Here is a 24,761-nt window from a genome sequence, read left to right as displayed (position 1 = left end):
GTCACCGTGTCCTCGGATCGAGAATGCGATAGAGCACGTCTGAAATCATGTTGATGGTCAAAAAGACGGCGCCGATGGTCAGCACCGCACCCATCACCACATTCATGTCATTCATCTGAAGACCACGTGTGAGATATTGCCCGAGCCCCGGCCATCCGAAGACGGTCTCGATCAGAACGGCTCCCTCCAGTAGGCCGCCGAAGGTCAGCGCCATGATCGTGAGCAACTGGACGCGGATATTCCTGAAGGCATGCCGCCACACGACCTGGCGTCGCCCAAGCCCCTTCGCCTTGGCTGTGAGGATGTATTCCTGTCCCAACTGCTCCAGCATGAACGAGCGCGACATGCGGCTGATATAGGCGACGGAATAATAGCCGAGAATGGATCCTGGCAGGATGATGTGGCTGAGCGCATTCCTGAAGACCTCCCACTGGCCCTGAAGGGCCGAGTCGATCAGCAGGAAGCCGGTAACCGGGGTGACGAGGCCTTCGTAGAACACGTCGATGCGTCCGGAAGCTCCGACCAGGCGAAGTTTCGCGTAGAAGATGAACAGAGCCATCAGTCCGGTCCAGAAGATCGGGACGGAATGTCCGGCCAACGCCAGAATGCGGACGATATGGTCGATGATCGAGCCACGGCGGACCGCGGCGATGATGCCAAGCGGAACGCCTACCACGATGCCGACGACCATGGCGACCAGGGCAAGCTCGATGGTTGCGGGAAAAATGGTCAGGAGATCGCTGAGGATCGGCTGGCCGGTGGTCGTCGATCTGCCGAGATCGCCGGTTGCCACGTTGCGCACATAGGTCAGGAACTGCATCCAGATCGGCTGGTCGAGGCCTAGTTCTCTGTAGACGCGGTCATAGACCTCCTTGCTGACCTCGGCTCCCGTGATGGCGAGGACGGGATCGGCCGGGAGCAGCCGTCCCATGGAGAAGGTCAGGAAGAGGAGCCCGAGCAGCGTGGTGACGATCGCCACCACGCGCCCTGCCAGGCGTCGCAACGTTATCAGGATCGGGTGTGGCGACGCCGCTGCGAAGGCGTCGATGTTCCGGTTCGGATCCCGTTCCGATTGGAGATCGGCGCTTGCCACGTCGCTTACTCCTTCGTCACGTCATGCCAACGCGTCGACCATGTCGTATGGCCTTGGTAACCTTTGACATTGGCGCGCATGACATAGGGGTCGGTGCGCTGGAAGAAGATCATCAGCGGTGAATTCATGCCGCCGTAGATGGTGTCGATCTTCTTGAAGATCTCCGTGCGTTTGGCGGTGTCGCGTTCCTTCATCGACTGGTCGACCAGCCCGTTGAGCTCATCCACCTTCATTGCCGTGCGCCAGAGATAATAGCTGCCAAGGCGGGCCTCATCGCTGTTGTCCGGGTTATAGGCATATTGCGTCGCCACCGCGAAAGGGTCGGGAAGGCGGGCACCGGAATTGCCGAGCAGGACTTCGTATTTCCGCTCGCGGAAGGCCGGCGTGAACTCGCCCGGCACGAGATCGAGCTCTATGCCTGCGGCTCGCGCGCTGGCCTGCAGGGCCTCGGCGAAGGGGAGCGTCGGAGCGCCGGACGGATTGAGCACCTTTTTCAGCCCATTCGGATAGCCCGCTTCAGCCAAGAGCTGCTTGGCCTTGGCCGGATCGTAATTGTACCGATCGACCACCTCGGTCGGAGCTCCGATCATGCCGCGCGGGATCATCGACTGCCAGGGGAAGCCGGTATAGCGCATGATATTGTCGGCAATGGCCTTCCAGTCGAAAGCGTGCTGGAAGGCTTCGCGGACCTTGGGCTTCTGAAGATCGGGGTCCTTCTGGTTGAGGGCGACGTAGTAGAAACCGAGGCCTGGAACACTGTCGATAACGATATCCTCGCTCTTGGAAAGCGCATCGAGATCGCCGCTGGCGAGATAATGTCCGACGTCGACGTCGCCGGCTTCGAGCTGTAGGCGAAGATTGCCCGATTCCGGGATATGGCGGGCAACGACGCGCGCCATTGCCGGCTTGCCGCCCCAGTAATCCGGCTGGGCGTTGAAGATTGCAACGTCGTTCGGGCGCCACTGGGCGAGCGTGAATGGGCCGCTGCCGGCGGAATTGGCCGACAGCCAGGCGCCGCCGAAATCGCCATTGGCCTCATGTGACATCGCCGTCTTCTTGTCCACGATGCCGATCGAGGAACCGGCGAGCGAATAGAGAACCAGGTCGCTGCTGACCGGCTGCGGCAGCTCGATTTCCAGCGTATGATCGTCCTTTGCCCGAACCAGCTGATCGACGTTTTCAGGCGTAAAGCCCCAGAGCGCGATATCGGTCGAGCCGACCTGGCCCATCTTGATGACGCGCTGGATGGACCAGGCGGCATCTTCCGCGGTGACCTTGTTTCCGCTCTGAAAGACCGCATCATCGCGCAGGGTGAGGGTGATGAGCTTGCCGTCCTCCGAAACCTTCCATTCGGTGGCAAGCATCGGCTTCAGCGTCTGCAGGTCGTCCGGTGAGAGCTGGACGAGATTGTCATAGAGGTTGGAAATCAGCTCGGAAACGGTACGGGCATTGTTCTGCGCCGGGTCGAGCGTGCGGATGCCCGTCAGGTTGGTGCCGATCACCAGCATATTGGGCGGGGAAGCCGCCCATGACGGCAGGGCGGTGAACATGGCGGCGGTGACCGCAAGTGTTGCGAATAGGTTCTTCAGCATCGTTAAGACCTCCCAATCTTATCGCGCGGCCATCACCGCGCATTCATGCTCATTCATGCGAATATGCGAACCTGAAAGGTTCTCAGCCGCTCGCTCCTACGGCTGCCTCTCGAACGTGTCCGGTCTCCTCCCATCCCTTGAGCAGGGCAAACAGCTCCTTACGGTCCTCCGCATCGAGCCGTGGCAGGCCGGGAACGCGAACGGGACCGACATCAAGGCCTGAATGCGTGACCGCTTCCTTGACGACGGTGACGTTCGCGCCATTGCGGAACTTCGTCCGCATCCGTTCGAAGGGCTCGATCTGGTTGACGATCGCGCGCGCCGTTTCGTAATCGCCGCTCGCCAGTGCGCGGTGCACGGCAAGCGATAGATGAGGGGCGACATTGACGAGGCCGGATGTGAAACCCCGCGCCCCGGCCGACGTGAAGCTGGGCGCCCAGCTTTCGGCAAGGCCACAGACGAACAGGGCGCCGGCAGGGTCAGATGCGGCGATTGCGCGCGAGAGAAGCATGAGGTCCGGCGTGGCAAACTTGATGCCGGCGATATTGGCATGGCCTGCCAGACGGACCATGTCGGGAACGCTGAAGCCGTCGGCGCGCACATAGGCGACCAGCGGCAATGACGAGGCATCGGCGAGATTGCGGAAATAGTCGATCTGGGCGGCCGGCGCCGCAAACGGATCGACCGGCTGATGCGCCATGACCGCCGTTGCGCCCATGGAAGCGGCATCCTTGGCCATGGAGATCGCTTCGCGCAGGGATCGGCCGATGGCCGCGGTGACCGGGGCTCTGCCGCTCACGCCGGATATGGCAGCCTCGAAAACCTTGCGGATTTCGCTCGGCGTCAGGGCATAGAACTCGCCCGTGTTTCCGGCGGCGACGATGTTGTGGATGCCGGCAGCCGCCACGCGGGCATAGACCGCTGATGTGACCCGCGGATCGACCTCGCCGTCCGCATCATAGGCTGTCACGGGAACGCCCGACACACCCGTGAGTGCCTGACGAAGATTTGCGATACTCATGTTCATTCCCCTCCCGATCGAACTCAGACGCCTTGGAACATGCGGGCCCGAGCGTTCAATATGTGCGCCTTCATCGCCTGGTAGGCCTCGGTTTCCTGTCGTGCGAATATCGCCTCGACGATCACCGCATGCTCGTCCTGGACGCTGCGTATCTGGTCCGGCGTCCGCTTGAGGCTGAGGCTGCGGGTTACCGAATGGCCGATGGCAAAGTGTGGGCGGAACCACTCCCTTACCGTTATGTGGAACTGGTTGTCCGTCGCTCTTGCGATCGCGTCATGCAGCGCCTGGTCCTCTTCCGCCCCAAGCTTGCCGCTCCGCAGACACTGCTCGATCGCTGACAGGGCAGCGCTTATCCGGTCCTTGTCGGCAGGCTGCCAGTTTCGCGCCGCCAGCAGTGCGGCCTCGGCTTCCAGCCCTGCGCGGAACTCGAAGAACCGCTGGACATCGGCAAGCGAGCCGACCGGCACCATGGTGAGCATGGAGGAGTCCGGCCGTTGCCTGACATAGGAACCGGATCCCTTCTGCGACACGACCAGACCATCCGCCCTCAGACGCTCGAGCGCTTCGCGGACCACGGGTCTGGAAGCCCCGAAGGTCTCGGCAAGCCTGGCTTCTGCCGGCAGTCTCTCGTTTACCGGAAAACTTCCGTCGACGATCATTCCCACGATCTTTTCGTAGATGATGTCGCTGAAGCGCGTTGCGGCCCTGCCCATGTCGGTGCCGGTTGCCAGTCTCATGATCGTCCCTTCTGCTGCCGGTTGCGGCGGAATTTCTGCATCCGATTTCTCGCCTGGCAGTCGGGAGGCAGGTGTCGCCCGGTTCTTAACTTTCGGGCATGAGGGCTACTAAATCTGTTAATATCTGTCAACTCTTGTAATTATCTGAGAACGTGTCTATCGTTCTTCGTGACGTCGAGGAGGGCGTTGCGCGGCGGTTTGGGAGCCGTCGTCATTGATCAAAGGACGTCCGTCCTTTCGGTCCAATATGGGGAGGAAATCAATGCGCGATGAAATCTTGTCTCGCGGCGTGACACGCCGCGCGGTGCTCGGCGGCATGGCTGGCGTGGCGGCGCTGTCCCTTGCCGGGCGTGCGGCCGCGGCCGGCGGCGAAGCGCCGGCCTTGGCGCAGCTTGCCAAGGAGGGAAAGCTGCCTCCGCTTGCGGAGCGCCTGCCGAAAAAGCCGATGATCGTGACGCCCTACGAGAAAGTGGGGACCTATGGCGGAACGCTGCGGCGCGGGCTGAGGGGGTCATCGGACCATAACGGCATCCTGCGCATGGTGGGCAATCAGGGGCTGGTGCGCTGGAACATGGACTTCACGGAAGTCCTGCCTAATCTGGCCGAGCGCTGGGAAACGAACGAAGACGCATCGCAATTCACCTTCCATCTGATCCAGGGCGTGCGCTGGTCGGACGGTCATCCGTTCACCGCCGACGATGTCGTCTTCGCCATCGAGGATGTCGTCAAGAACAACGAGCTTTACAGCGCGCCGCCGGCCCAGATCGTGGTGGCCGGCAAGCCGGTCGTGGTCGAGAAGATGGATGACTACACCGTCAAATTCACCTTCGCGGCGGCCAATGCGCTCTACCTCGAAAACCTGGCCACTCCGCTCGGCCAGCACCCGACGCTGTTTGCCAAGCACTACTGCAGCAAGTTCCTGCCGAAGTATAATTCCAATCTCGATGCGGACGTGAAGGCAGCGGGCGCCGCTGGCTGGACGGAACTTTTCCGCGCCAAGTGCGGCGACATCGAGATCCCGTCGCGCTGGAGCAATGTCGAGAAGCCGACGCTCGATCCCTGGGTGGTCAAGGAACCCTATTCCGGCGGCGCGACCCGCGTCGTCATGGAACGTAATCCCTATTTCTGGCAGGTCGATACCGAAGGCAATCAGCTTCCCTATATCGACGAACTCAACTTCGGCATTTCGCAGGACGTCGAGTCGCTGATGCTCAACGTCATTTCCGGCAAGATCGACATTCAGGAACGGCATATCAACAGCCTTGCGAACAAGCCGACTCTTTCCCAGAACATGGAGAAAGGCGACTACCGGCTGTTATCGCTGGTGCCGTCGGCGGCCCAGCAATGCTCGCTTTATCTGAACATGACCCACAAGGATCCGGAGCTGCGAAAGATATTCGCGGACAAGTCCTTCCGTCAGGCGCTGTCGATCGGCATTAACCGCCAGGAGATCATCGACATCATCTATTTCGCGCAGAGCGAAGGTTATCAGACCGGGCCGCGCCCGGGGCATCCGTGGTATCACGAGCAACTGGCCCGCCAGTTCACCGAATACGATCCGGACAAGGCGAATGCCATGCTCGACCAGATCGGGCTGGACAAGAAGAACGGCAACGGCATCCGCCTTCGCTCGGACGGGCAGCCCATATTCTTCGCGATCGACGTCATCCCGACGCTTTATCCGGATCTTGTCGACGTGTTGGAGCTTGTTAAGTCGCATTGGACGCAGATCGGCATCGACATCAAGGTCAATACGATCGAGCGCGCCCTCTACTATACCCGTGGCGATGACAATGCCCATGATGCGCAGGTCTGGCCTGGTCCGGGAGGGCTCGATCCGATGCTCGATCCGCGCGACTATTTCGCCTTCCATCCGCAAGGCTCGCGCTACGCCATACCCTGGACGCTCTGGTACACTTCAAATGGCAAGGAGGGCGAGGAACCGCCCGAAAGCCAGAAGACGCGCATGAAGCTCTTCGACGAGGCCCGCTCCACCGCCGATCTCGACAAGCGCGGGGCGATCATGAAGCAGATCTTCGATCTTGCCGCGGAAGACTTCGAGGTCATGGGGATTTGCATGGCCGTCGGCGGCTTCGGCGTCATCCGCAACAATCTCCGCAATGTGCCGGAGAAACAGCCGGATAGTTGGTCCTGGCCAAACCCGGGTCCGGCACTCCCGCAGCAGTTCACCTTCACAAGTTGATCTTGTTCACGGGCGCCGTCGCAACAACAGTGGCGGCGCCCGTGAAGTCCGTTGCGGCCCGTCGAGCAGGCCTCCTGGTCCCGTTTGATGCGCCGTGCAAACCTGAATGCGGGTGTGCCCATGCTGAAATTCATCATCAAGCGACTTCTGTGGATGATACCGTCGCTGTTTGCCGTGAGCTTCCTGGCTTTCGTGCTGATCCAGCTTCCGCCCGGCGACTTCGTCACGACGTACATAGCCACGCTTGCCTCATCCAACGAGGTCGTCGACCAGAACACCGCGGCACAATTGCGCGAACGTTTCGGGCTCGATCAGCCGATGCTGGTGCAGTATCTCAAATGGATATGGGGCATCGTCACGAGCGGCGATTTCGGCATCTCCTTCGAATGGCAGCAGCCCGTTTCCGGCCTCATCTGGGAGCGCATGGCGCTTACCCTCGTCCTGGCGGTGGCAAGCCTACTCGCGACATGGGCCATCGCCTTGCCGATCGGCGTCTACTCCGCCGTGAAGAAATACTCGATCGGCGATTATGCATTCACTGCCTTCACCTTCTTCGGCCTGTCCATTCCGTCCTTCTTGCTGGCGCTGGTGCTGATGTACGTCGCTGCCGTCGAATTTGGACAGGATGTCGGCGGTCTCTTTTCCCCTGAATACGAAACGGCTTCCTGGAGCATCGGAAAGATGTTCGATCTGCTTACGCATTTGTGGCTGCCGGTGGCGATCCTGGCGGTTTCCTCCACGGCAAGCCTGATCCGCGTCATGCGCGCCAACATGCTGGACGAGCTGCCGAAACCCTATGTCACGACGGCGCGGGCCAAGGGACTGTCGGAATTCCGGCTGCTGACGAAATACCCGCTGCGCATCGCGCTCAACCCGTTCATTTCGACGATCGCCTGGCTGTTGCCGAACCTGATCTCGGGTTCGGTGGTCGTGGCGATCGTCCTCAACCTGCCGACAGCGGCACCTCTGCTGCTGCAGTCGCTGATGGCGCAGGACATGTACCTTGCCGGTGCCTTCGTTCTCCTGATCTGTGCGCTCACCCTCATCGGCTCGCTCATCAGCGACATTCTGCTTGCGCTGGTCGATCCGCGCATCCGGCTCGAATAGGAGGGCATCCGATGGTCGACGTCTCCATTGCCAATATCCGTCCCGATCGCGCTGCCGTCGCCTCGCAATGGCAGCTCATCTGGTGGGCCTTCAAACGACACAAGCTCGCCATGGCGGCGCTGGTCGTCACGGTTGCCATGTATGTCGTGGCCCTGGTGCCCGGTTTTTTCGCCATCAACGATCCGACCGCGCAGAATGCCCGCGCGACCTTCCACCCGCCCCAGAAGATCCATTTCTTCGATACGTCGAATGGCATCGAGTTCGGGCCGCACTACTATCCGATGCGGCTGACGCGCGATCCGAACACGCTTGCCGCGATCTATATCGAGGACACGTCGAGGAAGGTTCCGGTCACCTTCTTCGGGCGCGGCTACACCTATTCGGTGCTCGGTCTGTTTGAAACCGACATCCATCTCGTCGCATCCGCCGACAAGGCGAGGCCTCTCTTCCTGTTCGGGGCCGATCGCCTTGGTCGCGACGTCTACAGCCGCGTTGTGCAAGGCGCCCAGGTGTCGCTTTCCATCGGTCTCGTCGGCGTCTGCCTGTCGCTGCTGCTCGGCATCGTTCTCGGCGGCATTTCCGGCTATTACGGCGGTCGCATCGATTTCGTCATGCAGCGGGTGATCGATTTCGTGCTGTCGCTGCCGACCATTCCGATCTGGCTCGCGCTTGCTGCGGCCCTTCCGCAAGGTTGGCCGGCGACGCTGCAATACCTGATGATCACCATCATCCTGTCCTTCACCGGCTGGGCGCAGCTCGCCCGCGTCGTGCGCGGGCGCTTTTTGTCGCTGAGGACGGAGGAATTCGTCGCTGCAGCCCGCCTCGACGGCGTGCCCGAAAGCCGCATCATTTTCCGGCATATGCTGCCGAGCTTCTCGAGCCACGTCATCGCCTCCGTCACCCTCGCCGTGCCGGCGATGATCCTTGCGGAAACGTCGCTTTCCTTCCTCGGTCTTGGCCTGCAGCCTCCGACCATCTCCTGGGGCGTGCTGTTGCGCGAGGCGCAGAACATCCGTTCGATTGCGACTGCGCCATGGCTTTTCATGCCAGGGCTCGCCGTCGTTATTGCCGTCATGGCGCTCAATCTCCTCGGTGATGGTCTGCGCGACGCAGCCGATCCCTACAATAAATGAGGTGCCGATGACCGATATCCTCACCCTTGCGCCGCGCAAGCCGCTGCTCGAAGTCAAGAACCTGGTGACGGAATTCCCGTTGCGCACCGGCATCTTCAAGGCGGTCGACGATCTCTCCTTTTCCATCGAGCCCGGCAAGACGCTTTGCGTCGTGGGAGAAAGCGGGTCGGGCAAATCCGTAACCGCCCGATCCATCCTGCAGATCATCGATGCTCCCGGCCGCATCGCCTCAGGCTTGATCATGCTCAATCGTCAGGACGGCACCTCGCTCGATCTGGCCAAACTCGATCCGCGGGGAAAGACGATCCGCTCGGTTCGGGGACGGGACATCGCCATGATCTTTCAGGAGCCGATGTCGTCGCTTTCGCCGGTCCATACCGTCGGCGATCAGATTACGGAGGTACTTCGCCTGCATCTGAACATGAGCAAGGCGGAGGCGCGCAAGGAGGCTATCTCCCTGCTGCGCCAGGTCGAGATTCCCAATCCGGACAAGGCGATCGATCGCTACGCCTTCCAATATTCCGGCGGCATGCGTCAACGCGCGATGATCGCCATGGCACTGGCTTGCAAGCCCCAGCTTCTCATCGCCGATGAGCCCACCACGGCGCTGGACGTCACGACGCAGGCGGAGATCCTCGATCTCATTTCGCGGCTCCAGAAGGCACATGGCATGGCCGTGCTGTTCATCACCCACGACATGGGCGTGGTCGCCCAGATCGCTGACGACGTTCTGGTGATGCATCATGGGGTGGCCAAGGAATACGGACCGGTGGATGAGATCTTCCATGCGCCGAAGGATCCCTATACGCGCATGCTGATAGGCTCGGTGCTGAAGCTGGAGCAGAAGGCCGAAATCCGCCTCGCCAGACCGCCGCTTGATACCAGCGCAGAGCCGATCCTCGACATTCGTGGGCTTTCCATGCAGTTCGGCGACATGAAGGCGCTGGACGAGGTGTCCATTTCGCTGCTCCCCGGCGAGACACTCGGCATCGTCGGCGAAAGCGGCTCAGGCAAGACCACCATGGGCCGCTCGATCATGCGGCTTTACGACCCGACCGCCGGTGAAATTCGCTACCGCCGGTCCGATGGCAAGACCATCGATCTTGCCAGGATCGAAGGTGCGGAGTTGAAAACGGCACGCCGCGAGCTGCGCATGGTCTTCCAGGACCCGTTCGGCTCGCTCAACCCGCGCATGACGGTTTCCCAGGTGATCGGGGAGCCATTGCTGGTCAACGGCGTCGCTAGGGGCAAGGAACTCGACGAGCGCGTCTGCCATCTCATGGAGCAGGTAGGCCTCGACCCGGCCACGCGCGAGCGTTATCCACATGCCTTCTCGGGCGGCCAGCGCCAGCGCATCGGCATAGCGCGCGCGATCACCCTCAATCCGCGCATCATCGTCGCGGACGAGGCGACGTCCGCGCTCGACGTTTCCGTGCGCTTCCAGGTGCTCGATCTCCTGATGCGTCTGCAGGATGAGCTCGGCCTCGCCTACATCTTCATTAGCCATGACATCGGCGTCATCCGCTATATGTGCGACCGCGTTGGCGTCATGTATCGCGGCAAACTGGTGGAGGTGGGCGAGGCGGACAAGGTCTGCAACGCGCCGGATCATGCCTACACCCAGGCGCTCATCTCGGCTATTCCGCGACCTGATCCTCGGGACCGCGATCGTTCACGGCGGTTCCGTTACGTCGAACCCGCCGCGCCGAACGTGGCAGCCATCACGAATGGAGGAGCAGCACGATGAAGATCACCGGTATCCGAACGTTTCTGATGCGGGCGGGAGCTCCGGACGTGGGCGCACGGCAAGGGGTGCCGCTTTCCAAGGCCGAGCAGCCGTTTGCAGGAACCCGCAACTGGCTATTTCTTAAGATCGAGACCGACGAAGGCATTACCGGCGTCGGGGAGTGCTCGGGCTGGCCGCGCGTGATCGAAACCGCGATCAAGGACCTCGCGCCGCTCTTGATCGGGGAAGATCCGCTCCACACGGAAAAGATGTGGCAGAAGATACAGGTGGCGATGATGGGGCATGGCATGCTCGGCACGGTCGGCGGAGGCGCCATGACCGGCATCGACATGGCGCTGTGGGACATCAAGGGCAAGGCGCTCGGCGTCCCCGTCTGGATGCTGCTCGGCGGCAAGCTGCGCGATCGCATCCCGATCTATTCGCATGCCAATTCCGTCGAACGGGCGCGAGAGCTCAGGCAGCGCGGCATTAAGGCGATCAAGTGCAGCGGTCTTGCCGATCCGGTGGAAAAGGTTGCCATGCTGCGCGAAGGTTTGGGCGACGACATGGATATCGCCATAGACCTGCACGGCCCGCCATGGCTGACGCCGGCCGACGCCGCGCGGCTGACGCGGGCGCTCGAACCCTATGATCTGCTCTGGGTGGAGGAGCCGCTGGCGCCGGAAAACCTCGAGGGTTACCGCCGCATCCGCGATGCCGCTCAGGTGCCGCTGGCAGCGGGCGAGCGCGCCTCGACGATCTTCGGCGAACGCCAGCTCATCGAGGAGGAACTCGTCGACGTCATCCAACCCGATACGGGTCGAGCAGGTGGCCTCACCCAAATGAAGAAGATCGCCGCCATGGCGGAAGCCCATCACATCCAGATGGCTCCGCATTCCGGCTCGCTCGGTCCGGTGGCGGAATATGCAGCCCTGCATCTGATGGCTTCAATCCCCAACGCGCTGATGCTGGAACGGCTCGACGATGATTGGGAAGGCCGGCAGCTCACGATCGTGCCGCATCCTGTGCAGCAGGATGGGTCGCTCGCCGTGCCGGACACGCCTGGACTCGGCTGCGATATCGACGAGGAATTCGTCGCCCGTTTTCCGAGCGAAGGCAATATCCCGATCCCGGCGCCGGAAACCGCAGGCTCCCATCGCGAGCGCCTCTATGTGCAGATGCGCCTGTCGCGGCGCAGCTACTTCAATCCCTAGAAATCTGGGCAAACCACAAAAACTGACTATCTGAGGATAATTGAAAATGAAGATCGATCGGATGCGGGTTTTCATGACCCGCGACAAGGACCGCCCGCGTGTCATCCTCGCCCTCGATACCGACGACGGGCTGACGGGGTGGGGCGAATGCTACAATCACGGTCCCGACAAGGCCCTGCCGCCTCTGCTCGACTATCTCTATGCATTCATTGCCGGCCAGGATCCGACCCGCATCGACTATCTGATCAATCTGCTGATCCAGCAAAGCCGCTTCCCCCCGGGGGCGCTCGGCCTTGCCGCTATCTCCGCCCTTGATCATTGCCTATGGGATCTTGCGGCAAAGGCTGCCAATGTTCCCGTCTACAAACTGCTGGGTGGCGAGGTTCGCGATCGCGTCAAGGTCTATGCGGGCGTATATACGGCACCGGACGCACCTGCTGCCCGAGACGAATTCGATCGGCTCAACGCGGATTGGGGCTTCACGGCCTTCAAGCTCAGCCCTTGGCGGATCGATATGCATGCCCATCGTTGGGGCAATGTCGTGAAGGCCTCGGCCGATTATTTCCGGTCGCTGCGCGAAACCGTCCGGGACGATTATGAGATCGCCTTCGATGCCCATGCCAAGATATTCGAGCCGGCGGCTGCCCGCCAGCTCGGCAACGCGCTTGCGCCCTATGATCCGCTCTTCTTCGAAGAACCGCTGCGTCCGGAAAACATCGAAGCCTGGGGTGATCTGAAGCAGGGTTTGAACTGCACGCTGGCAACCGGCGAGTCGCTTTACAGCCGCTATGAATTCCTGCGCCTATTGCAGGTGAAGGGCGCGGACCTGATCCAGCCCGACATCTGCGTCGTCGGCGGCATCAGCGAAATGCGTCGCATTGCGACGCTGGCCGAGGCCTTCTTCGTCGGCGTGGCGCCGCACAATCCCATGGGGCCGTTGGCAACGGCCGTCAATGTCCACTTTTCCGCCGCCACGCAGAATTTCAAGATCCTCGAATATCGTCTGCCCGTCGGCCAGGGCTATGTCTATGGCGGCACCGAGGTGGAGAAACGCATCGATGCAACCCGCTATGTCGCCGATCCCTATCTGCCGAAGGACGGCTATCTGGAGCTGAGGCCCGATCGGCCCGGCTGGGGCGTTGAAATGGACGAAAAGGCGATGAACGAGGACGGTTATGTGCATTGGCAGCGACGCGTGCCGAAGCGGCCGGACGGATCGTATGCCTTCGCCTGAGGGCTTGGTCGTTCTGGAAAACGGCCCGCTGACCGCCGTCTTTCAACCGAAAGCCGGCGGTCGAATGCTTCGCCTTTCACACAGGGATCACGGCGAGGTCCTCGTTCCCCTGGGAACGGATCCTTTCGATCCCCTTTACTGGCCGAAGGGTGGTGCCTATCCCCTTTTCCCGTTCCACAACAAGCTCGAAGGCGGAACCTTCAGCTTCGAGGAAAGAGCGTTCCAGGTGATGCCGCATCCCACGAGCCCGCCGGATGCCCTTCACGGTCCGGCTCACCGGCGGCCATGGTGCGTGACAGCGCATGAGCGGACGTCGTTGACGATGGTGCTGGACTATGCGGCGGATGACGACTGGCCGTTTGATTTCCGGGCGGAGCAGAGTTTCACGCTTGACAGCGCCGGCCTTGCCCTTCGGCTTTCGCTTCAGAACAAGGCGAAGGCAACGATGCCGGCCGGTTTCGGATGGCATCCCTATTTCGCGGCGGACTTGTCGCGCCCGGTTTTTTGCGACGTGCTTGTGGAGCACGCGAGCGATCGTGCCAGCCTTCCGACGCACGAGACAAGACCATATGCTGCGGAATGCAAGCTCTTGGCAGGCGAATTCACGCGGCATTTTTCAGGAGCCCGAAGTGCGGACGTTCTTGTCGATTGCGGTCTCATCGTGCGGATGAATTGGCAATCGCCACTGGATTATCTCGTTGTCCATCGCATGCCGACCTATCTGTGCCTTGAGCCGGTCTCGCATCTTGGCGGCGCCCTCCGCTATCCGGACAGCGAGAAGAAAGCTTTCGGCTTGGCCGCGCTCACTCCGGGTGCGTTCATCCAAGCCGATGTAGCGATGTCGATTCGCAAGGCAGACTGACGGCAGCAGCCATGGGCGAGCGGGAGCGCCTGTGCGTTCAATTTTTCGACTGAAGCGCTGTTGTTTCGCGCATGACCAGGTGGGTCTCAAGCACATAGCGCACATCGCGGACGGCGCGTGATTGCAGCATGTCCAGGAGCAGGAATACGGCAACCCGACCGGCCTCCATCGAGCGGTTCGAAACAGAGGTGAGTGCTGGATAGGTAACGGCACCGAGCACGTCGTCGCAGCCGATCACGCTAAAATCTAAGGGTACTGAAATGCTCTTTTCCGCCAGCCCTGCAAGTACGCCCTGCGCCGTCAGGTCGTCGAAGGCGACCGCCGCCGTGGCGCCGGTGGCGAGGATGGCGCCCACCGCGTTGCGGCCGGAATTATAACTAGGCAGCACCGCAGGCACGGTTTCGACTGCGACCCCGAGGCCGGAGGCGGCCGCACGCATGGCCGAACGCCGCTGCTTGTTGGACCAGGAGGTCGAAGGGCCGCTCACATAGGCGATCTTGCGATGGCCGAGCTTGACGAGATGCTCGACCGCTTCCCGCACACCCGAACCGCTATCGATCAGCACACGCGGGATCCCGTCGAGATCGCGGTTGATCAGCACGAGCGGCAGCTTGCCGGCATGGGCGCGGATGCGTTCGTCGGAAAGCCGGGAGGAGGCCAGCACGAGGCCTTCCACCTGGCCCGCGAACCGGCCGACGAGTTTGTCTTCCTGCTTAGGGTTCTCCTCGGTATTGCCGAGGAAGATACAGAAATCCGAACGGTCGGCTTCGAGCTGGGCCGCCTGGATCATCGGCGGAAAGAACGGATTGGCGATATCCGGCACGATCAGCCCGATATTGCCGTGCCGGCCGGTGCTGAGGGCGCGCGCCGTATGGTTCGGCACATAGCCCATTGCCTCGGCGGCTTTCATGATCCGCTCCACCGTTTCCGGGCTCAGCATGTCCGGCCGGGTGAAAGCGCGCGAGACGCTGGAACGCGCCACCCCGGCCGCTTCCGCGACCTGGCTGATGGTGACGCCCTTGGTCCGCTTGATCATGGATTCTGGAAACTCGCCCTTTTTTGCTTCGACTACCACGAATTCCACGGAACCTTCAATTTAAGTTGGCACTTTGAGACGGAAGACTGCCATTCATCCACTTGACATGCAACCGGTTGCATGGAACTCTTTCACCAATAGAAAAATGGGGATCTGCAACGGGGCGCGGCGAAGCCGTCCGATCTCCCCGCATGCGCCATGGAGACTGCGTTGAACCTCGCAACCACCCTTCGTCCTTCGCCAAGCACACGGCGGATCTTCGACCGGCTCGTGGTCGAAAGCTTTGCCACACGGGCTAAGATGGGGGCGGCCGCGGCGGCGGATATCGCGGCTGCACTTGCCGAGCGTCTCGGCAAACAAGCCAATGTTCGAATGGTATTTGCGGCAGCACCCAGCCAGGCGGATATGCTTGCCGCCCTTTGCGCGGTACCGGGCATTGAGTGGAACCGCGTCACCGCTTTTCATATGGACGAATATATCGGCCTTTCGCCGTCCTCACCGGCCCGGTTCGGCAATTGGCTGGACGTGCATGTCTTCGGCAAGCTGCCTTTTGCCGCCGTCCACCGCATCAAGCCGGAGCCGGATGCGATGGCAGAGATCCGTCGCTATTCTGATCTTCTGAACGCGGCGCCGATCGATTTTGTCTGCCTCGGCATCGGCGTCAACGGGCATGTCGCTTTCAATGATCCGCCCGTTGCCGATTTTTCCGATCCCCTAGACGTCAAGATCGTCGAGCTTGATGAAACCTGCCGTCAGCAGCAGGTCCATGACGACTGTTTCCCGGATCTTGCATCCGTGCCCCATGAGGCAATCACACTGACGGTGCCGCGACTGCTTCGGGCGAGCCGTTTGTTCTGCGTGGTGCCGGGCATCGTCAAACGTGATGCTGTTCGCAATGCGCTCTACGGCCCGCTCAGCACCGACTGCCCGGCAAGCGCTCTGCGTACTCACGCCGCCTGCACTCTCTATATCGACAAGGGGTCCGATCCCGATGCCTGAACTTGAAGCCCCTGGGCCTGTCATCGATGCGGATGCGCTCTGCGAAGGTTATTTCGCCTCCACCCAGGCCTTGATGCGGCGGGTGCTGGAGGAGGAAAAGGCTTCGCTCGATCAGGCGGCCCTAAAGCTGGCCGGGCAAATCGCCGCCGACCGGCTCGTGCATATCTACGGGCCTGGTGGCCATTCCAATCTGGCCTCGCAGGAAGTCTTCTTCCGCGCCGGCGGGCTGATGCATATCAGCGCGATCCTCGACGAGGGCACGCTGCTTTCCAACGGCGCGCTGCGCTCCATGGCGATCGAGCGCACGCCCGGTTACGGCAAGGTGGTCATCGCTAACCAGCGGCTCGGCGAAACCGACCTGCTCATCCTGGTGAATGCCTACGGCATCAATGCGGCACTGATCGATGCGGCTTTGGAGGCGCGCCGGCGCGGCACGTTTCTCATTGGCGTCAGCTCTCGCCTGCACGCCTCGAGCACGTCGCCGGAACACCCCGCGCGCCATCCGACCAGGCAGAACCTGCACGACATCGTCGATATAGCCATCGATACAAAGGTACCGGTCGGCGATGCGGTGGTAACGGCGCCGGGGATGAACGAGAACATTGCGGCGATCTCCACCTTCGCCAATGCCTTCACGCTGAACTGCCTCGTCATCCGCACGGTCGCCAAGCTCGTGGAACGCGGCGTCGAGCCGCCCGTCTGGCGCAGCGGCAATGCGCCAGGCGGAGACGAGGCGAACAATCGCTTCATCGCTGATTTCCAAGGCCGGGTGAGGGCGCTCTGATGACGACCGTCGACGGTATCGATCCGCGCACCGGCAAAGGTATTGCGATCGACATCGCCGAGGGCAAAATTGCCGCTGTTCGTGCGGCCGAGAATACAAGCGCTCATTTTCTCTCACCGGGGCTGATCGACCTGCAGATCAACGGTTTCCGGGGCTTCGATCTCAATGACGGCGAAGTTACGCCGAACGTCATGCTGTCGCTCTGCGAGGAGTTGCTGAGTGTCGGCGTAACCGTATGGCTGCCAACCATCATCACTGCGTCGGAAGCGTCGATCCTCCAGACGCTGGAGGCGATCGGCAAGATCCGCGCCGGGCATCGGCTGATCGCTGAGATGGTACCGGGCGTGCATGTCGAGGGACCATCGATCTGCGACAGGGATGGTCCGCGCGGCGCCCATCCGCAAAAGCATGTCCGGCCACCCTCGATTGCGGAATTCGATCGCTGGCAGAGGGCTTCCGGCGATCTCGTTTCGATGGTGACCATCGCACCGGAGCATGAGGGCAGCATTGACTATATCCGTGCCTTGACTAAGCGCGGGGTGCATGTGGCGCTTGGCCATACGGCGGCGACGCCCGGGCAGATTCACGCAGCCGCGGAGGCGGGTGCGGTGCTCTCGACGCATCTCGGCAACGGGGCTGCGGCCATGCTGCCGCGTCACCCGAATTTCATTTGGGCGCAACTTGCCGATGACCGTCTGATGGCGAGCTTCATCGCCGACGGCTGGCATCTGCCGCCGGATACGTTCAAGGCCATGTTGCGGGCCAAGGGCATGGAAAGGGCAATCCTCGTTTCCGACATGGTAGCGCTTGCCGGCATGCCGCAGGGCCTCTACGAACAACCGGTCGGCGGACAGGTCGAGGTTTCGCCGGAAGGGCGCATCAGTATTGCCGGCACGCCCTATCTCGCCGGCGCCAGCTTGCCCCTTTCCGCCAATGTGGCGATCGCCGCTGAGATGGCCGGCTTATCCCTGGCCGACGCCTTGCTTCTGGCAACACGAAATCCCGGCCGCTTCGTGGGCAGACGAGGGCGGCTGGAGGTGGGCGCGCGGGCGGATATCATCCGTTTCGATTGGTCGCAGGGCGATCGGGAAATCAGGGTTCGCGAAGCCTGGGTCCATGGCGAGAAGGCGTTTTGCGCATGATTAAAGCCGGGGCAGCCGTCGTCGATATCACGCCGCCGCCGGGGCTCTTGATGTCCGGTTTCGCCGCCCGCAGCCTGCCCGCAAAAGGTATCCATGATACGCTGACGGCACGCGCGGTGGTAATCGGAGATACGGCTGTCGTCGTGGCCGACGTGATCGGCATCGATGCCGGCATGAGCGCGCGCATCCGTGAGCGCTGCATGCTCCCTGCCGAAAACGTGGTCGTCGCGGCACTCCACAATCATGGCGGGCCGGTTTCCATGACCGGCAGGCTCAGTATGGCTGCCGATCCGACCTACCTGGAGCGGCTGGAGGATGCGTGTGTGGCGGCGATCGACAAGGCCGCCGCAGCCCGCCGGCCGGCCAGGGCGGCGGCGGGGCAGGGGAGCGACCCGGGGGTAGCGCGCAACCGGCGTCATCCCGGCGGACCGGTGGACGCTTCCCTGCCGACGCTGCGTATTCGCGACGAACGGGGTGACATGATCGCCGTTATAACGGCCTATGCCTGCCATCCGGTGGTGCTTGCCGCCGACAATCTTCTATGGACGGCGGACTATCCGCATTTCGTGCGCCACGCGCTGGAGGAAGCCTATCCCGGCGCGGTCGCTCTCTTCATGACCGGCTGCGTCGGTGACGCCAATACCGGCCATTCGGCCCACGCATCCATCACGCTCGCCGCCAGTGCGGGCCGGACCTATGAGGCCGCCGAGCGGATCGGCCGCAAGATTGCCGAAGCAGTCCTCGCGACCTCGGAGACCCTCGCATCGGAAACCGTCAATGCGCGAAACGGCACCGTTGCGCTGAGCTTCCGGCGACGGGAGACGGATACTCCGCAAATCCTCGAAAAGCGCTGGCGGGAGGAGGTCTTGGTCGCCGAACCCGCACGCAAAAATCTGCTCGGCTACTGGGCCGACTGGGCGCGCGATATCGCTCCCATCGAGCCGGAGCCGCTTGCCGCGCGAGTGACGGTGCTCGATTGGGGCGGCGTTCCGATCGTGGCGCTGCCAGGCGAGATTTTTGCCCAAACGGCGCTGTCGATCCGCGCAGCACTCGGCCCGGAAAGACCCGCCTTTGTCATCGGCTTTGCCGATGACAATCCGGGCTATATCCCGCCCGCCGGTGAGTTTACCCATGGCGGCTATGAAGTCGACGAAGCGCACCGCTACTATGGTCTGGCCGCGAGCTTCGCGCCCGGCTCGGCCGAAGCGCTTGCCGCCTGTGCGATCGAACTGGCAAACGACAGCGGAGGAGGCGTGAAGCGGTAGAATCCGCGACGAGCAAGACTGATCCGATGCTTGACACGCAACCGGTTGCATGAGAGCTTTTTATCAATAACAAGAGGGAACAGGGCCATGAAAAACGTATCAGTGAAAAACAGGATTTCCCCCCGTGGGCTGCTTATGGGTATGGCATTCGGCGCCGCTATGCTTTCCGGCCTCTCTTCCGCTTCTGCGCAAACGCTGACGGTGTGGAGCGGCTATCCGGAAATGGCGCCGTTTTACGAACATGTTGCCCAAGGCCTGAAGGCCAGCCATCCGGATCTCGAAGTGAAGGTCGAGGCGATTGCGCTGCGCGAGCATGAAAAGCGCGTAGCGCTCGGCCTGACGGGTGGCCAGGAAGGTATCACCGTCATCGAGCTTTCCGGCTCGACCGCCACCCGCTATCTTGAAAACGGCCTCCTGCCGGAAGCGCCGGATGATGTCGCGGCCTTCGTCACGGATCCGCAGAACTTCGACACGTTCTTCCGTGACACAGCAAGTTACGACGGCACTGTCTATGGTGTGCCGCTCTTCCGCGGCCAGGGTGCACTCTATTACAACACCGACATGTTCAAGGCCGCCGGCCTCACCGAGCCCCCGAAAACCATGGAGGACTATTCCAGATATGCCGAGAAGCTGACGCAGCGCGACGGTTCCGGCAAGGCGACGGTTTCCGGCTGGAGCCTGCGCCTTTCCGGTGGCGGTCAGGGCATTGCCGAAAAATTCTGGATCAATATGCATCAGTATGGTGGGGCGATCCTGGTGCCCGCCGGCGATGGCAAGTGGAAGGCGGATTTCGCCAACGAGGCTGGTCGCAAGGCGCTGAAACAGTATCTCGAAAACATCTACACATTGAAGACCGTCACGCCGGAAATGCCTGCCGATGCCGATGCTTTCGAGCGCGGCCAGACCGCCATGTTCATCCGTGAATCCTGGGTGATCGGCGATATCGCCAAGAAGGCGCCCGATCTGAAATACGCAACCGCGCCGCTGCCGAAGGGCTCGATCGCGCTGCCGACCAATCTCTATGTCGCTGGCGATGATGCCGATATGGGCTGGGAATTCGCCCAGGCGGCCAATTCGCCGGAAAATCTCGTCTGGCTGCTTGAGAACGTTGGCTGGCTGCCGAACCGATCGGGCGTCGATTATTCGAGCGTTACGACCAAGCAGCCGGCCTTTGCCGCTTTCGTCAATTATCCGCAGGGCTACGAGTTCTTCACGCTGCCGTCGATCGGCCCGATAGAGGAGATCCTGACCCGCGTCGCGGCCCAGCTCGTGGTCGCCTTCGGTGACGCCTCGATGGCTAGCGACGATGCCAAGATCGACGCTTTCCTGAAGAAGGCGAGCGACGAAGTGAACACCATCCTCGATCGCGAAGGCTTGGCTGCGAAATAATCCGCCATAAGCCTCGCCAATCGCATCTGCCCGGGGCATCGTTCGTCCCGGGCTCTCCGAGGATCAGGGTCGACCCGCTTCGCGGCCGAACCCGCTTATCTACAGGCCATGACATAATGCTGAAGCGCAAAAGATTTATCTTTGCGATCCTCGCGATCCTGCCGACGCTGGCGATCTTCGGCTATGTGCGGCTTTATCCAATCGCCGATACGCTGAGGCTCAGCCTTTTCAAATGGGATATTCTGTCCAGGAACAAGCCGTTCATCGGGCTTGCCAATTTTCGCGAGCTGATGGGCGATCACCTGTTCCTTGATGCGCTTGTCAACACAACGATCATCGCCTTCGGCGTGCTTCTGCTGACCATCCCCATGGCATTGGTCATTGCCGCTTTGATCTTCCATCGCACGCGCTCGAGGATGGCCGGCTTCTATGAGACAGCCGTATTCATCCCGCATGTCGTCTCGCTGGTGCCGGCTGCCATGGCTTGGAAGTGGATCTTCGATGCCCGGCTCGGGCCGCTCAACGCGCTTTTGAATTTCTTCGGAATTCCGGCGCAGAACTGGCTGTTCGACCCGGTACTGTCTGTCATCTGCATCATCGTCCTCTGCTCCTGGCAGGCGCTGGGTTACGCGGTGCTGATCTACATCGTCGGCTTCAAGAACCTGCCGGTTTCGCTTTATGAGGCGGCCAAGCTCGATGGTGCTTCCGGTCCGCAGAGTTTCTGGTTCTTGTCGATCCCGATGCTCAAACCGATCACGCTTTACGTCTCGGTCGTAACGCTGGTCTCCGGCTTCAACGTCTACGCCCAGGCCTTCGTGCTGGCATCGGATGCTCAAGGCGCGCCGGGAAGGCAGGTGCGTGTGCTGGTTCTCGACATGCTGGAAAACAGCTTCCGCAACTATCGCGTTGGTTACGCCGCATCTGAAGCGGTGGTGCTGCTGGTCATCGTGCTGGTGTTGACGCTCATCCAGTTCTCGATGCTGCGGGAAAGGGGCAGGATATGACCGCCGAAATCGCGACCGTCGATATCGGACCGACTGCGGACGAACTTGCGGAGGGCCGCCGCCTGCGCCGCAGAAAGCGCCTGACCAATCTCGCGATCGATGTCTTTCTTGTCATGGTCTCTCTTCTGATGCTGCTACCGCTCGTGTTCCTGGTGGCGAATGCCTTCAAGATGCCCGCCGAAATGCTCGCCTGGCCGCCGACCATCCTCCCTCGTGACCCGACGCTTGCCAATTTCTCGGCGGTGCTTGGCGAAACGCCGCTCATCCGCTGGATTGGCAACAGCCTCGCCTTTGCGGTGCTCTCGACCGTCGCGATCGTCGCGACCTCGGCGATTGCCGGTTATATCTTCGGGAAATTCCGCTTCGGAACCTTGAACCTCATCTTCGCGCTGTTTCTCGCGACCGCGATCGTGCCCTTCGAGGTCTACATGATCCCGCTCTATTTCCAGGCAAAAAGCCTCGGCATCCTGAATTCCGTCTGGGGCCTGCTGCTCGGTTACCTGGTGATGAGCTTCGGCATTTTCCTGATCCGTCAGAACGTCATCCATTCGATCCCCGATGAGCTTTTGGAGGCGGCGCGCATCGATGGCGCCGGCGAGTTCTGGATCTTCCTGCATATCGTCCTGCCGCTCCTGCGCGGAGCGCTCGGTGCGCTGGCAGTGCTTGCCTTCTTCCAGGCTTGGACCGCGTTTGCCTGGCCGATGATCGTCGCGACCACGCGGACGAGCTACACGATCGAGGTGGGGCTGGCGCTTTTCCAGACAGGCTTCACGGTCGATCTTGGCCGCTTGAGCGCCGCCTCCGCCACTGTGCTCATTCCGTCGATCCTGCTCTTCGTCATCCTGCGCCGCAATTTCGTGCAGGGCGTCGCCAGCACCGGCCTCAAGGAGTGACGGCGATGGAGTTTATCGAGGAGGCGCGCACCACCTATGCCGCGGCCAACGCGGGAACACTCTATTGGATGTTGCAGCGGCGGGTGCTCGGCGGTGGGTTTTTGAATACCAAGCAGAACAGTGTAACGTTGAGGGATTATGGGACGCAGGACGGCGTACGCGGGCCTGATTATACCTATGGCTGGATCCAGGGCAGGGCCCTTGAATCCCTTGTTGCCCATGCGGAATTCTTCGAACGGGAGTTGCCGCCGCTCGCCGTCAAGCTCGATATCGCGGGCCGCCGTCTATACGATCTGCTCGCCGCTCTTCAGCAATCGGATGGCCATGCCTATTTCTGCTACGATCGTGACATGGTGCCGGTTTATGCGGACGAGGCCGGCGTCTTGCGCAAGCAGGAAATGCCGGCGATGATCTATACCTATTCCGACGCCTTCGTGGCGAAGGGACTAGTGGCCGCGGCGAGCCGCTACGGTCTGCCAGGCGTGGCCGACCATCTTGCCTATCTCGCACAGGTCGTGGCGTCGATCGGTAACGGTCGTTTCCAGATGGACGAGCGCCGGCCTCTGTCGCTCGAAAATCTCGCCACCCAGGCGGACGATTTCGGGCCGCGCATGATCCTTTTAGGCGCAGCAGGCATGCTGAAACGCTTTGGTCACACGGCCCATCTTGCCTTTGCCGATCGCTTCATCGCCCACGTCATTGACCGGCATTACGATGCCGGAACCGACCTGCTCCGCAATGTGCCGGGCGAAGATGCCTGCAATGTCGGCCACGGCATCGAGTTCGTCGGCTTCGCGCTTGACTATCTCGACGGCAATGCCGAGCCAGCGCTGATCGAGACGCTGGAGCGCATTTTAGTTTCGTCCTTCAAGAAAGGCTTCGTCGGACCGGGCATCGCGCTTACGGTATCGATCGCGTCCGGTAGGCCGCTGAGCCCCTATTGTCCGTGGTGGTCGCTGCCGGAGACGATCCGCGCCGCAGCCCTTTGTCATCAGCGCACGGGCAGTGCCGAGAGCCTGGGGGTCTGGAAGGCGGCGCATGCGGTGTTCTTTGAGGGCTATTGGCGTGGCACCCCGCCGATCGCCTACCAGACCATGTCGAAGGACGGACCGGTCGACTTCGTGCCTGCCACACCGGATCTCGACCCCGGTTATCACACTGGCCTCAGCTTGCTCGCAGCCATCCATGCGGCCGATCGGCTCAAGCCCCAATCACACGCTATTTCGGGATAGTTTCATGGCTTCCGTTGAGATTCAGAACGTCCGCAAGGCTTATGGTGCTTTCGAAACCATCAAGGGGGTTTCTGTGGATGTACCGGACGGTGCCTTTGTCGTGCTGGTCGGCCCCTCGGGTTGCGGCAAGTCCACACTGCTTAGGATGATTGCCGGACTGGAAGAAATCACCGGCGGCACGATCCGCATCGATGGCCGCGTCATTAACGAGGTCGAGCCGAAGAACCGCGACATCGCCATGGTCTTCCAGAACTATGCGCTTTATCCGCATATGACGATCGCCGAGAACATGGGCTTCTCGCTCAGGCTTGCGAAGAAATCCAAGGAGGAGATCGCCTCGCGAGTGGCGGATGCGGCACGTATCTTAGGCTTGACCGACTACCTGCAGCGTTACCCGAAGCAGCTTTCGGGCGGCCAGCGCCAGCGCGTCGCCATGGGACGCGCCATCGTGCGTAACCCTAAGGTCTTCCTGTTCGACGAGCCGCTATCGAATCTTGATGCCAAGCTGCGCGTACAGATGCGCGCGGAGTTGAAGGACATCCACGCTCGCATCCGGACGACGACGGTCTACGTCACCCATGATCAGATCGAGGCCATGACAATGGCCGACCGGATCGTGGTGATGCGGGACGGCATCGTCGAGCAGGTCGGCGCGCCGCTGGAGCTTTACGACAAGCCGGCCAACATGTTCGTCGCAAGCTTCATCGGTTCGCCTTCGATGAATTTTCTCTCGGCCAAGGTTTCGGAGGACCACAAATCGGTGGTGACGGAGAACGGCGTTCGGCTGCCGCTGGGAGCCGAAGCCTCCGCTGCGCCCGGTACAGCGGTGACCTACGGCATCCGGCCGGAGCACTTGACGATTGCGGCCCCCGGCGAGGGCATTCCGATAACGGTTACCAATATCGAGCCGACCGGCTCGGAAACCTTCGTGCAGGGCGCGGTGGACGGCCAGAAGATTTCTGTGCAGCTTCGCGAGCGTCTCTTCATCAAGACCGGCGACGTACTTAACCTGACGCTTGCATCCGCCAACAGCCATCTCTTTGAATCCGTCACAGGCCAACGGCTCTGAGAGGGCAAGGACATGGCAGATGCGGC

General features: G+C 61.6%; 21 protein-coding genes. 16 read left to right on the top strand and 5 right to left on the bottom strand.

Features of this window, described 5'->3' with window-relative positions:
* Window position 1: 1 nt before the first annotated feature.
* The 4 genes from ACE04I_RS19010 to ACE04I_RS18995 form a co-directional block, all read right to left on the bottom strand.
* Window positions 2–1,093 carry an ABC transporter permease gene (locus ACE04I_RS19010; RefSeq protein WP_487207488.1) on the bottom strand — a complete coding sequence of 364 codons (1,092 nt, stop codon included), beginning with the start codon at window positions 1,091–1,093 and terminating at the stop codon, window positions 2–4.
* Between the two features lie 5 nt (window positions 1,094–1,098).
* Window positions 1,099–2,685 carry an ABC transporter substrate-binding protein gene (locus tag ACE04I_RS19005; protein ID WP_137326656.1) on the bottom strand — a complete coding sequence of 529 codons (1,587 nt, stop codon included), beginning with the start codon at window positions 2,683–2,685 and terminating at the stop codon, window positions 1,099–1,101.
* Window positions 2,686–2,767: 82 nt separating this feature from the next.
* Complete coding sequence (locus ACE04I_RS19000) at window positions 2,768–3,706, bottom strand: dihydrodipicolinate synthase family protein (RefSeq protein WP_046793739.1); 939 nt, start codon at window positions 3,704–3,706, stop codon at window positions 2,768–2,770.
* Between the two features lie 23 nt (window positions 3,707–3,729).
* Complete coding sequence (locus ACE04I_RS18995; protein WP_046793536.1) at window positions 3,730–4,443, bottom strand: FadR/GntR family transcriptional regulator; 714 nt, start codon at window positions 4,441–4,443, stop codon at window positions 3,730–3,732.
* A gap of 262 nt (window positions 4,444–4,705) precedes the next feature.
* On the opposite strand from ACE04I_RS18995, the gene ACE04I_RS18990 reads away from it, so the two are divergent.
* The 7 genes from ACE04I_RS18990 (at window position 4,706) to ACE04I_RS18960 (ending at window position 13,922) form a co-directional block, all read left to right on the top strand.
* Window positions 4,706–6,646: an ABC transporter substrate-binding protein gene (locus tag ACE04I_RS18990; protein ID WP_046793535.1), complete on the top strand. Its 1,941-nt coding sequence runs from the start codon at window positions 4,706–4,708 to the stop codon at window positions 6,644–6,646.
* Window positions 6,647–6,766: 120 nt separating this feature from the next.
* Window positions 6,767–7,753: an ABC transporter permease gene (locus ACE04I_RS18985; protein ID WP_046793738.1), complete on the top strand. Its 987-nt coding sequence runs from the start codon at window positions 6,767–6,769 to the stop codon at window positions 7,751–7,753.
* Between the two features lie 11 nt (window positions 7,754–7,764).
* Window positions 7,765–8,886: an ABC transporter permease gene (locus ACE04I_RS18980; RefSeq protein ID WP_046793534.1), complete on the top strand. Its 1,122-nt coding sequence runs from the start codon at window positions 7,765–7,767 to the stop codon at window positions 8,884–8,886.
* 7 nt (window positions 8,887–8,893) lie between these two features.
* Window positions 8,894–10,633 (top strand): ABC transporter ATP-binding protein, encoded by a 1,740-nt coding sequence (locus ACE04I_RS18975; RefSeq protein ID WP_487207487.1) that lies wholly within the window; start codon window positions 8,894–8,896, stop codon window positions 10,631–10,633.
* A complete protein-coding gene (locus ACE04I_RS18970) occupies window positions 10,630–11,826 on the top strand; it encodes a mandelate racemase/muconate lactonizing enzyme family protein (RefSeq protein WP_487207486.1) in 1,197 nt (398 codons plus the stop codon). Before ACE04I_RS18975 ends, ACE04I_RS18970 begins: the two co-directional genes overlap by 4 nt.
* Window positions 11,827–11,872: 46 nt before the next feature.
* The gene (locus ACE04I_RS18965) at window positions 11,873–13,060 is read left to right on the top strand and encodes a galactarate dehydratase (protein WP_046793531.1); all 1,188 of its coding nucleotides are present in this window, start codon (window positions 11,873–11,875) and stop codon (window positions 13,058–13,060) included.
* Window positions 13,047–13,922: an aldose epimerase family protein gene (locus ACE04I_RS18960; RefSeq protein WP_487207485.1), complete on the top strand. Its 876-nt coding sequence runs from the start codon at window positions 13,047–13,049 to the stop codon at window positions 13,920–13,922. The genes ACE04I_RS18965 and ACE04I_RS18960 overlap by 14 nt, the downstream gene beginning before the upstream one ends.
* 37 nt (window positions 13,923–13,959) lie before the next feature.
* Here the strand turns inward: ACE04I_RS18960 and ACE04I_RS18955 are convergent, their stop codons facing one another.
* Window positions 13,960–14,958 carry a LacI family DNA-binding transcriptional regulator gene (locus tag ACE04I_RS18955; RefSeq protein WP_046793737.1) on the bottom strand — a complete coding sequence of 333 codons (999 nt, stop codon included), beginning with the start codon at window positions 14,956–14,958 and terminating at the stop codon, window positions 13,960–13,962.
* A gap of 210 nt (window positions 14,959–15,168) precedes the next feature.
* Here ACE04I_RS18955 and ACE04I_RS18950 point away from each other — a divergent pair, with 210 nt between their 5' ends.
* The 9 genes from ACE04I_RS18950 to ACE04I_RS18910 all read left to right on the top strand — a co-directional run bounded on the left by ACE04I_RS18950 (window position 15,169) and on the right by ACE04I_RS18910 (window position 24,735).
* Window positions 15,169–15,957, top strand: coding sequence for a 6-phosphogluconolactonase (locus tag ACE04I_RS18950; protein ID WP_245282053.1), 789 nt, complete (start codon window positions 15,169–15,171; stop codon window positions 15,955–15,957).
* Window positions 15,950–16,741 carry a sugar isomerase domain-containing protein gene (locus tag ACE04I_RS18945; RefSeq protein ID WP_046793529.1) on the top strand — a complete coding sequence of 264 codons (792 nt, stop codon included), beginning with the start codon at window positions 15,950–15,952 and terminating at the stop codon, window positions 16,739–16,741. The genes ACE04I_RS18950 and ACE04I_RS18945 overlap by 8 nt, the downstream gene beginning before the upstream one ends.
* The gene (locus tag ACE04I_RS18940; protein ID WP_487207484.1) at window positions 16,741–17,883 is read left to right on the top strand and encodes an N-acetylglucosamine-6-phosphate deacetylase; all 1,143 of its coding nucleotides are present in this window, start codon (window positions 16,741–16,743) and stop codon (window positions 17,881–17,883) included. Before ACE04I_RS18945 ends, ACE04I_RS18940 begins: the two co-directional genes overlap by 1 nt.
* Window positions 17,880–19,148, top strand: a complete 1,269-nt coding sequence (locus ACE04I_RS18935) for a neutral/alkaline non-lysosomal ceramidase N-terminal domain-containing protein (RefSeq protein WP_487207483.1) — start codon at window positions 17,880–17,882, stop codon at window positions 19,146–19,148. Before ACE04I_RS18940 ends, ACE04I_RS18935 begins: the two co-directional genes overlap by 4 nt.
* A gap of 87 nt (window positions 19,149–19,235) precedes the next feature.
* Window positions 19,236–20,537 carry an ABC transporter substrate-binding protein gene (locus ACE04I_RS18930; RefSeq protein WP_487207482.1) on the top strand — a complete coding sequence of 434 codons (1,302 nt, stop codon included), beginning with the start codon at window positions 19,236–19,238 and terminating at the stop codon, window positions 20,535–20,537.
* A 116-nt stretch (window positions 20,538–20,653) separates the two neighbouring features.
* Entirely contained in the window at window positions 20,654–21,541 is an 888-nt protein-coding gene (locus ACE04I_RS18925; RefSeq protein ID WP_046793525.1) for a carbohydrate ABC transporter permease, read from the top strand.
* Complete coding sequence (locus ACE04I_RS18920; protein WP_487207481.1) at window positions 21,538–22,434, top strand: carbohydrate ABC transporter permease; 897 nt, start codon at window positions 21,538–21,540, stop codon at window positions 22,432–22,434. Before ACE04I_RS18925 ends, ACE04I_RS18920 begins: the two co-directional genes overlap by 4 nt.
* Before the next feature lie 5 nt (window positions 22,435–22,439).
* Window positions 22,440–23,666, top strand: a complete 1,227-nt coding sequence (locus tag ACE04I_RS18915; protein ID WP_487207480.1) for an AGE family epimerase/isomerase — start codon at window positions 22,440–22,442, stop codon at window positions 23,664–23,666.
* Complete coding sequence (locus tag ACE04I_RS18910) at window positions 23,620–24,735, top strand: ABC transporter ATP-binding protein (protein ID WP_487207479.1); 1,116 nt, start codon at window positions 23,620–23,622, stop codon at window positions 24,733–24,735. The genes ACE04I_RS18915 and ACE04I_RS18910 overlap by 47 nt, the downstream gene beginning before the upstream one ends.
* Window positions 24,736–24,761 lie beyond the last annotated feature (26 nt).

The organism is Rhizobium moroccans (assembly GCF_057559155.1).
Note: the sequence above shows the minus strand (reverse complement) of the source record. Positions and strands in the feature narration are given on the sequence as shown.

Bases quoted from the DNA above. Each gene is read 5' to 3' on its own strand.
- ACE04I_RS18970 (WP_487207486.1), top strand. From the start codon at position 10,630: ATGAAGATCACCGGTATCCGAACGTTTCTGATGCGGGCGGGAGCTCCG.
- ACE04I_RS18960 (WP_487207485.1), top strand. From the start codon at position 13,047: ATGCCTTCGCCTGAGGGCTTGGTCGTTCTGGAAAACGGCCCGCTGACC.
- ACE04I_RS18920 (WP_487207481.1), top strand. From the start codon at position 21,538: ATGACCGCCGAAATCGCGACCGTCGATATCGGACCGACTGCGGACGAA.
- ACE04I_RS18945 (WP_046793529.1), top strand. From the start codon at position 15,950: ATGCCTGAACTTGAAGCCCCTGGGCCTGTCATCGATGCGGATGCGCTC.
- ACE04I_RS18910 (WP_487207479.1), top strand. From the start codon at position 23,620: ATGCGGCCGATCGGCTCAAGCCCCAATCACACGCTATTTCGGGATAGT.
- ACE04I_RS18965 (WP_046793531.1), top strand. From the start codon at position 11,873: ATGAAGATCGATCGGATGCGGGTTTTCATGACCCGCGACAAGGACCGC.
- ACE04I_RS18915 (WP_487207480.1), top strand. From the start codon at position 22,440: ATGGAGTTTATCGAGGAGGCGCGCACCACCTATGCCGCGGCCAACGCG.
- ACE04I_RS18975 (WP_487207487.1), top strand. From the start codon at position 8,894: ATGACCGATATCCTCACCCTTGCGCCGCGCAAGCCGCTGCTCGAAGTC.
- ACE04I_RS18955 (WP_046793737.1), bottom strand. From the start codon at position 14,958: ATGATCAAGCGGACCAAGGGCGTCACCATCAGCCAGGTCGCGGAAGCG.
- ACE04I_RS18995 (WP_046793536.1), bottom strand. From the start codon at position 4,443: ATGAGACTGGCAACCGGCACCGACATGGGCAGGGCCGCAACGCGCTTC.
- ACE04I_RS19005 (WP_137326656.1), bottom strand. From the start codon at position 2,685: ATGCTGAAGAACCTATTCGCAACACTTGCGGTCACCGCCGCCATGTTC.
- ACE04I_RS18990 (WP_046793535.1), top strand. From the start codon at position 4,706: ATGCGCGATGAAATCTTGTCTCGCGGCGTGACACGCCGCGCGGTGCTC.
- ACE04I_RS18935 (WP_487207483.1), top strand. From the start codon at position 17,880: ATGATTAAAGCCGGGGCAGCCGTCGTCGATATCACGCCGCCGCCGGGG.
- ACE04I_RS18980 (WP_046793534.1), top strand. From the start codon at position 7,765: ATGGTCGACGTCTCCATTGCCAATATCCGTCCCGATCGCGCTGCCGTC.
- ACE04I_RS19000 (WP_046793739.1), bottom strand. From the start codon at position 3,706: ATGAGTATCGCAAATCTTCGTCAGGCACTCACGGGTGTGTCGGGCGTT.
- ACE04I_RS18925 (WP_046793525.1), top strand. From the start codon at position 20,654: ATGCTGAAGCGCAAAAGATTTATCTTTGCGATCCTCGCGATCCTGCCG.
- ACE04I_RS18940 (WP_487207484.1), top strand. From the start codon at position 16,741: ATGACGACCGTCGACGGTATCGATCCGCGCACCGGCAAAGGTATTGCG.
- ACE04I_RS18930 (WP_487207482.1), top strand. From the start codon at position 19,236: ATGAAAAACGTATCAGTGAAAAACAGGATTTCCCCCCGTGGGCTGCTT.
- ACE04I_RS18985 (WP_046793738.1), top strand. From the start codon at position 6,767: ATGCTGAAATTCATCATCAAGCGACTTCTGTGGATGATACCGTCGCTG.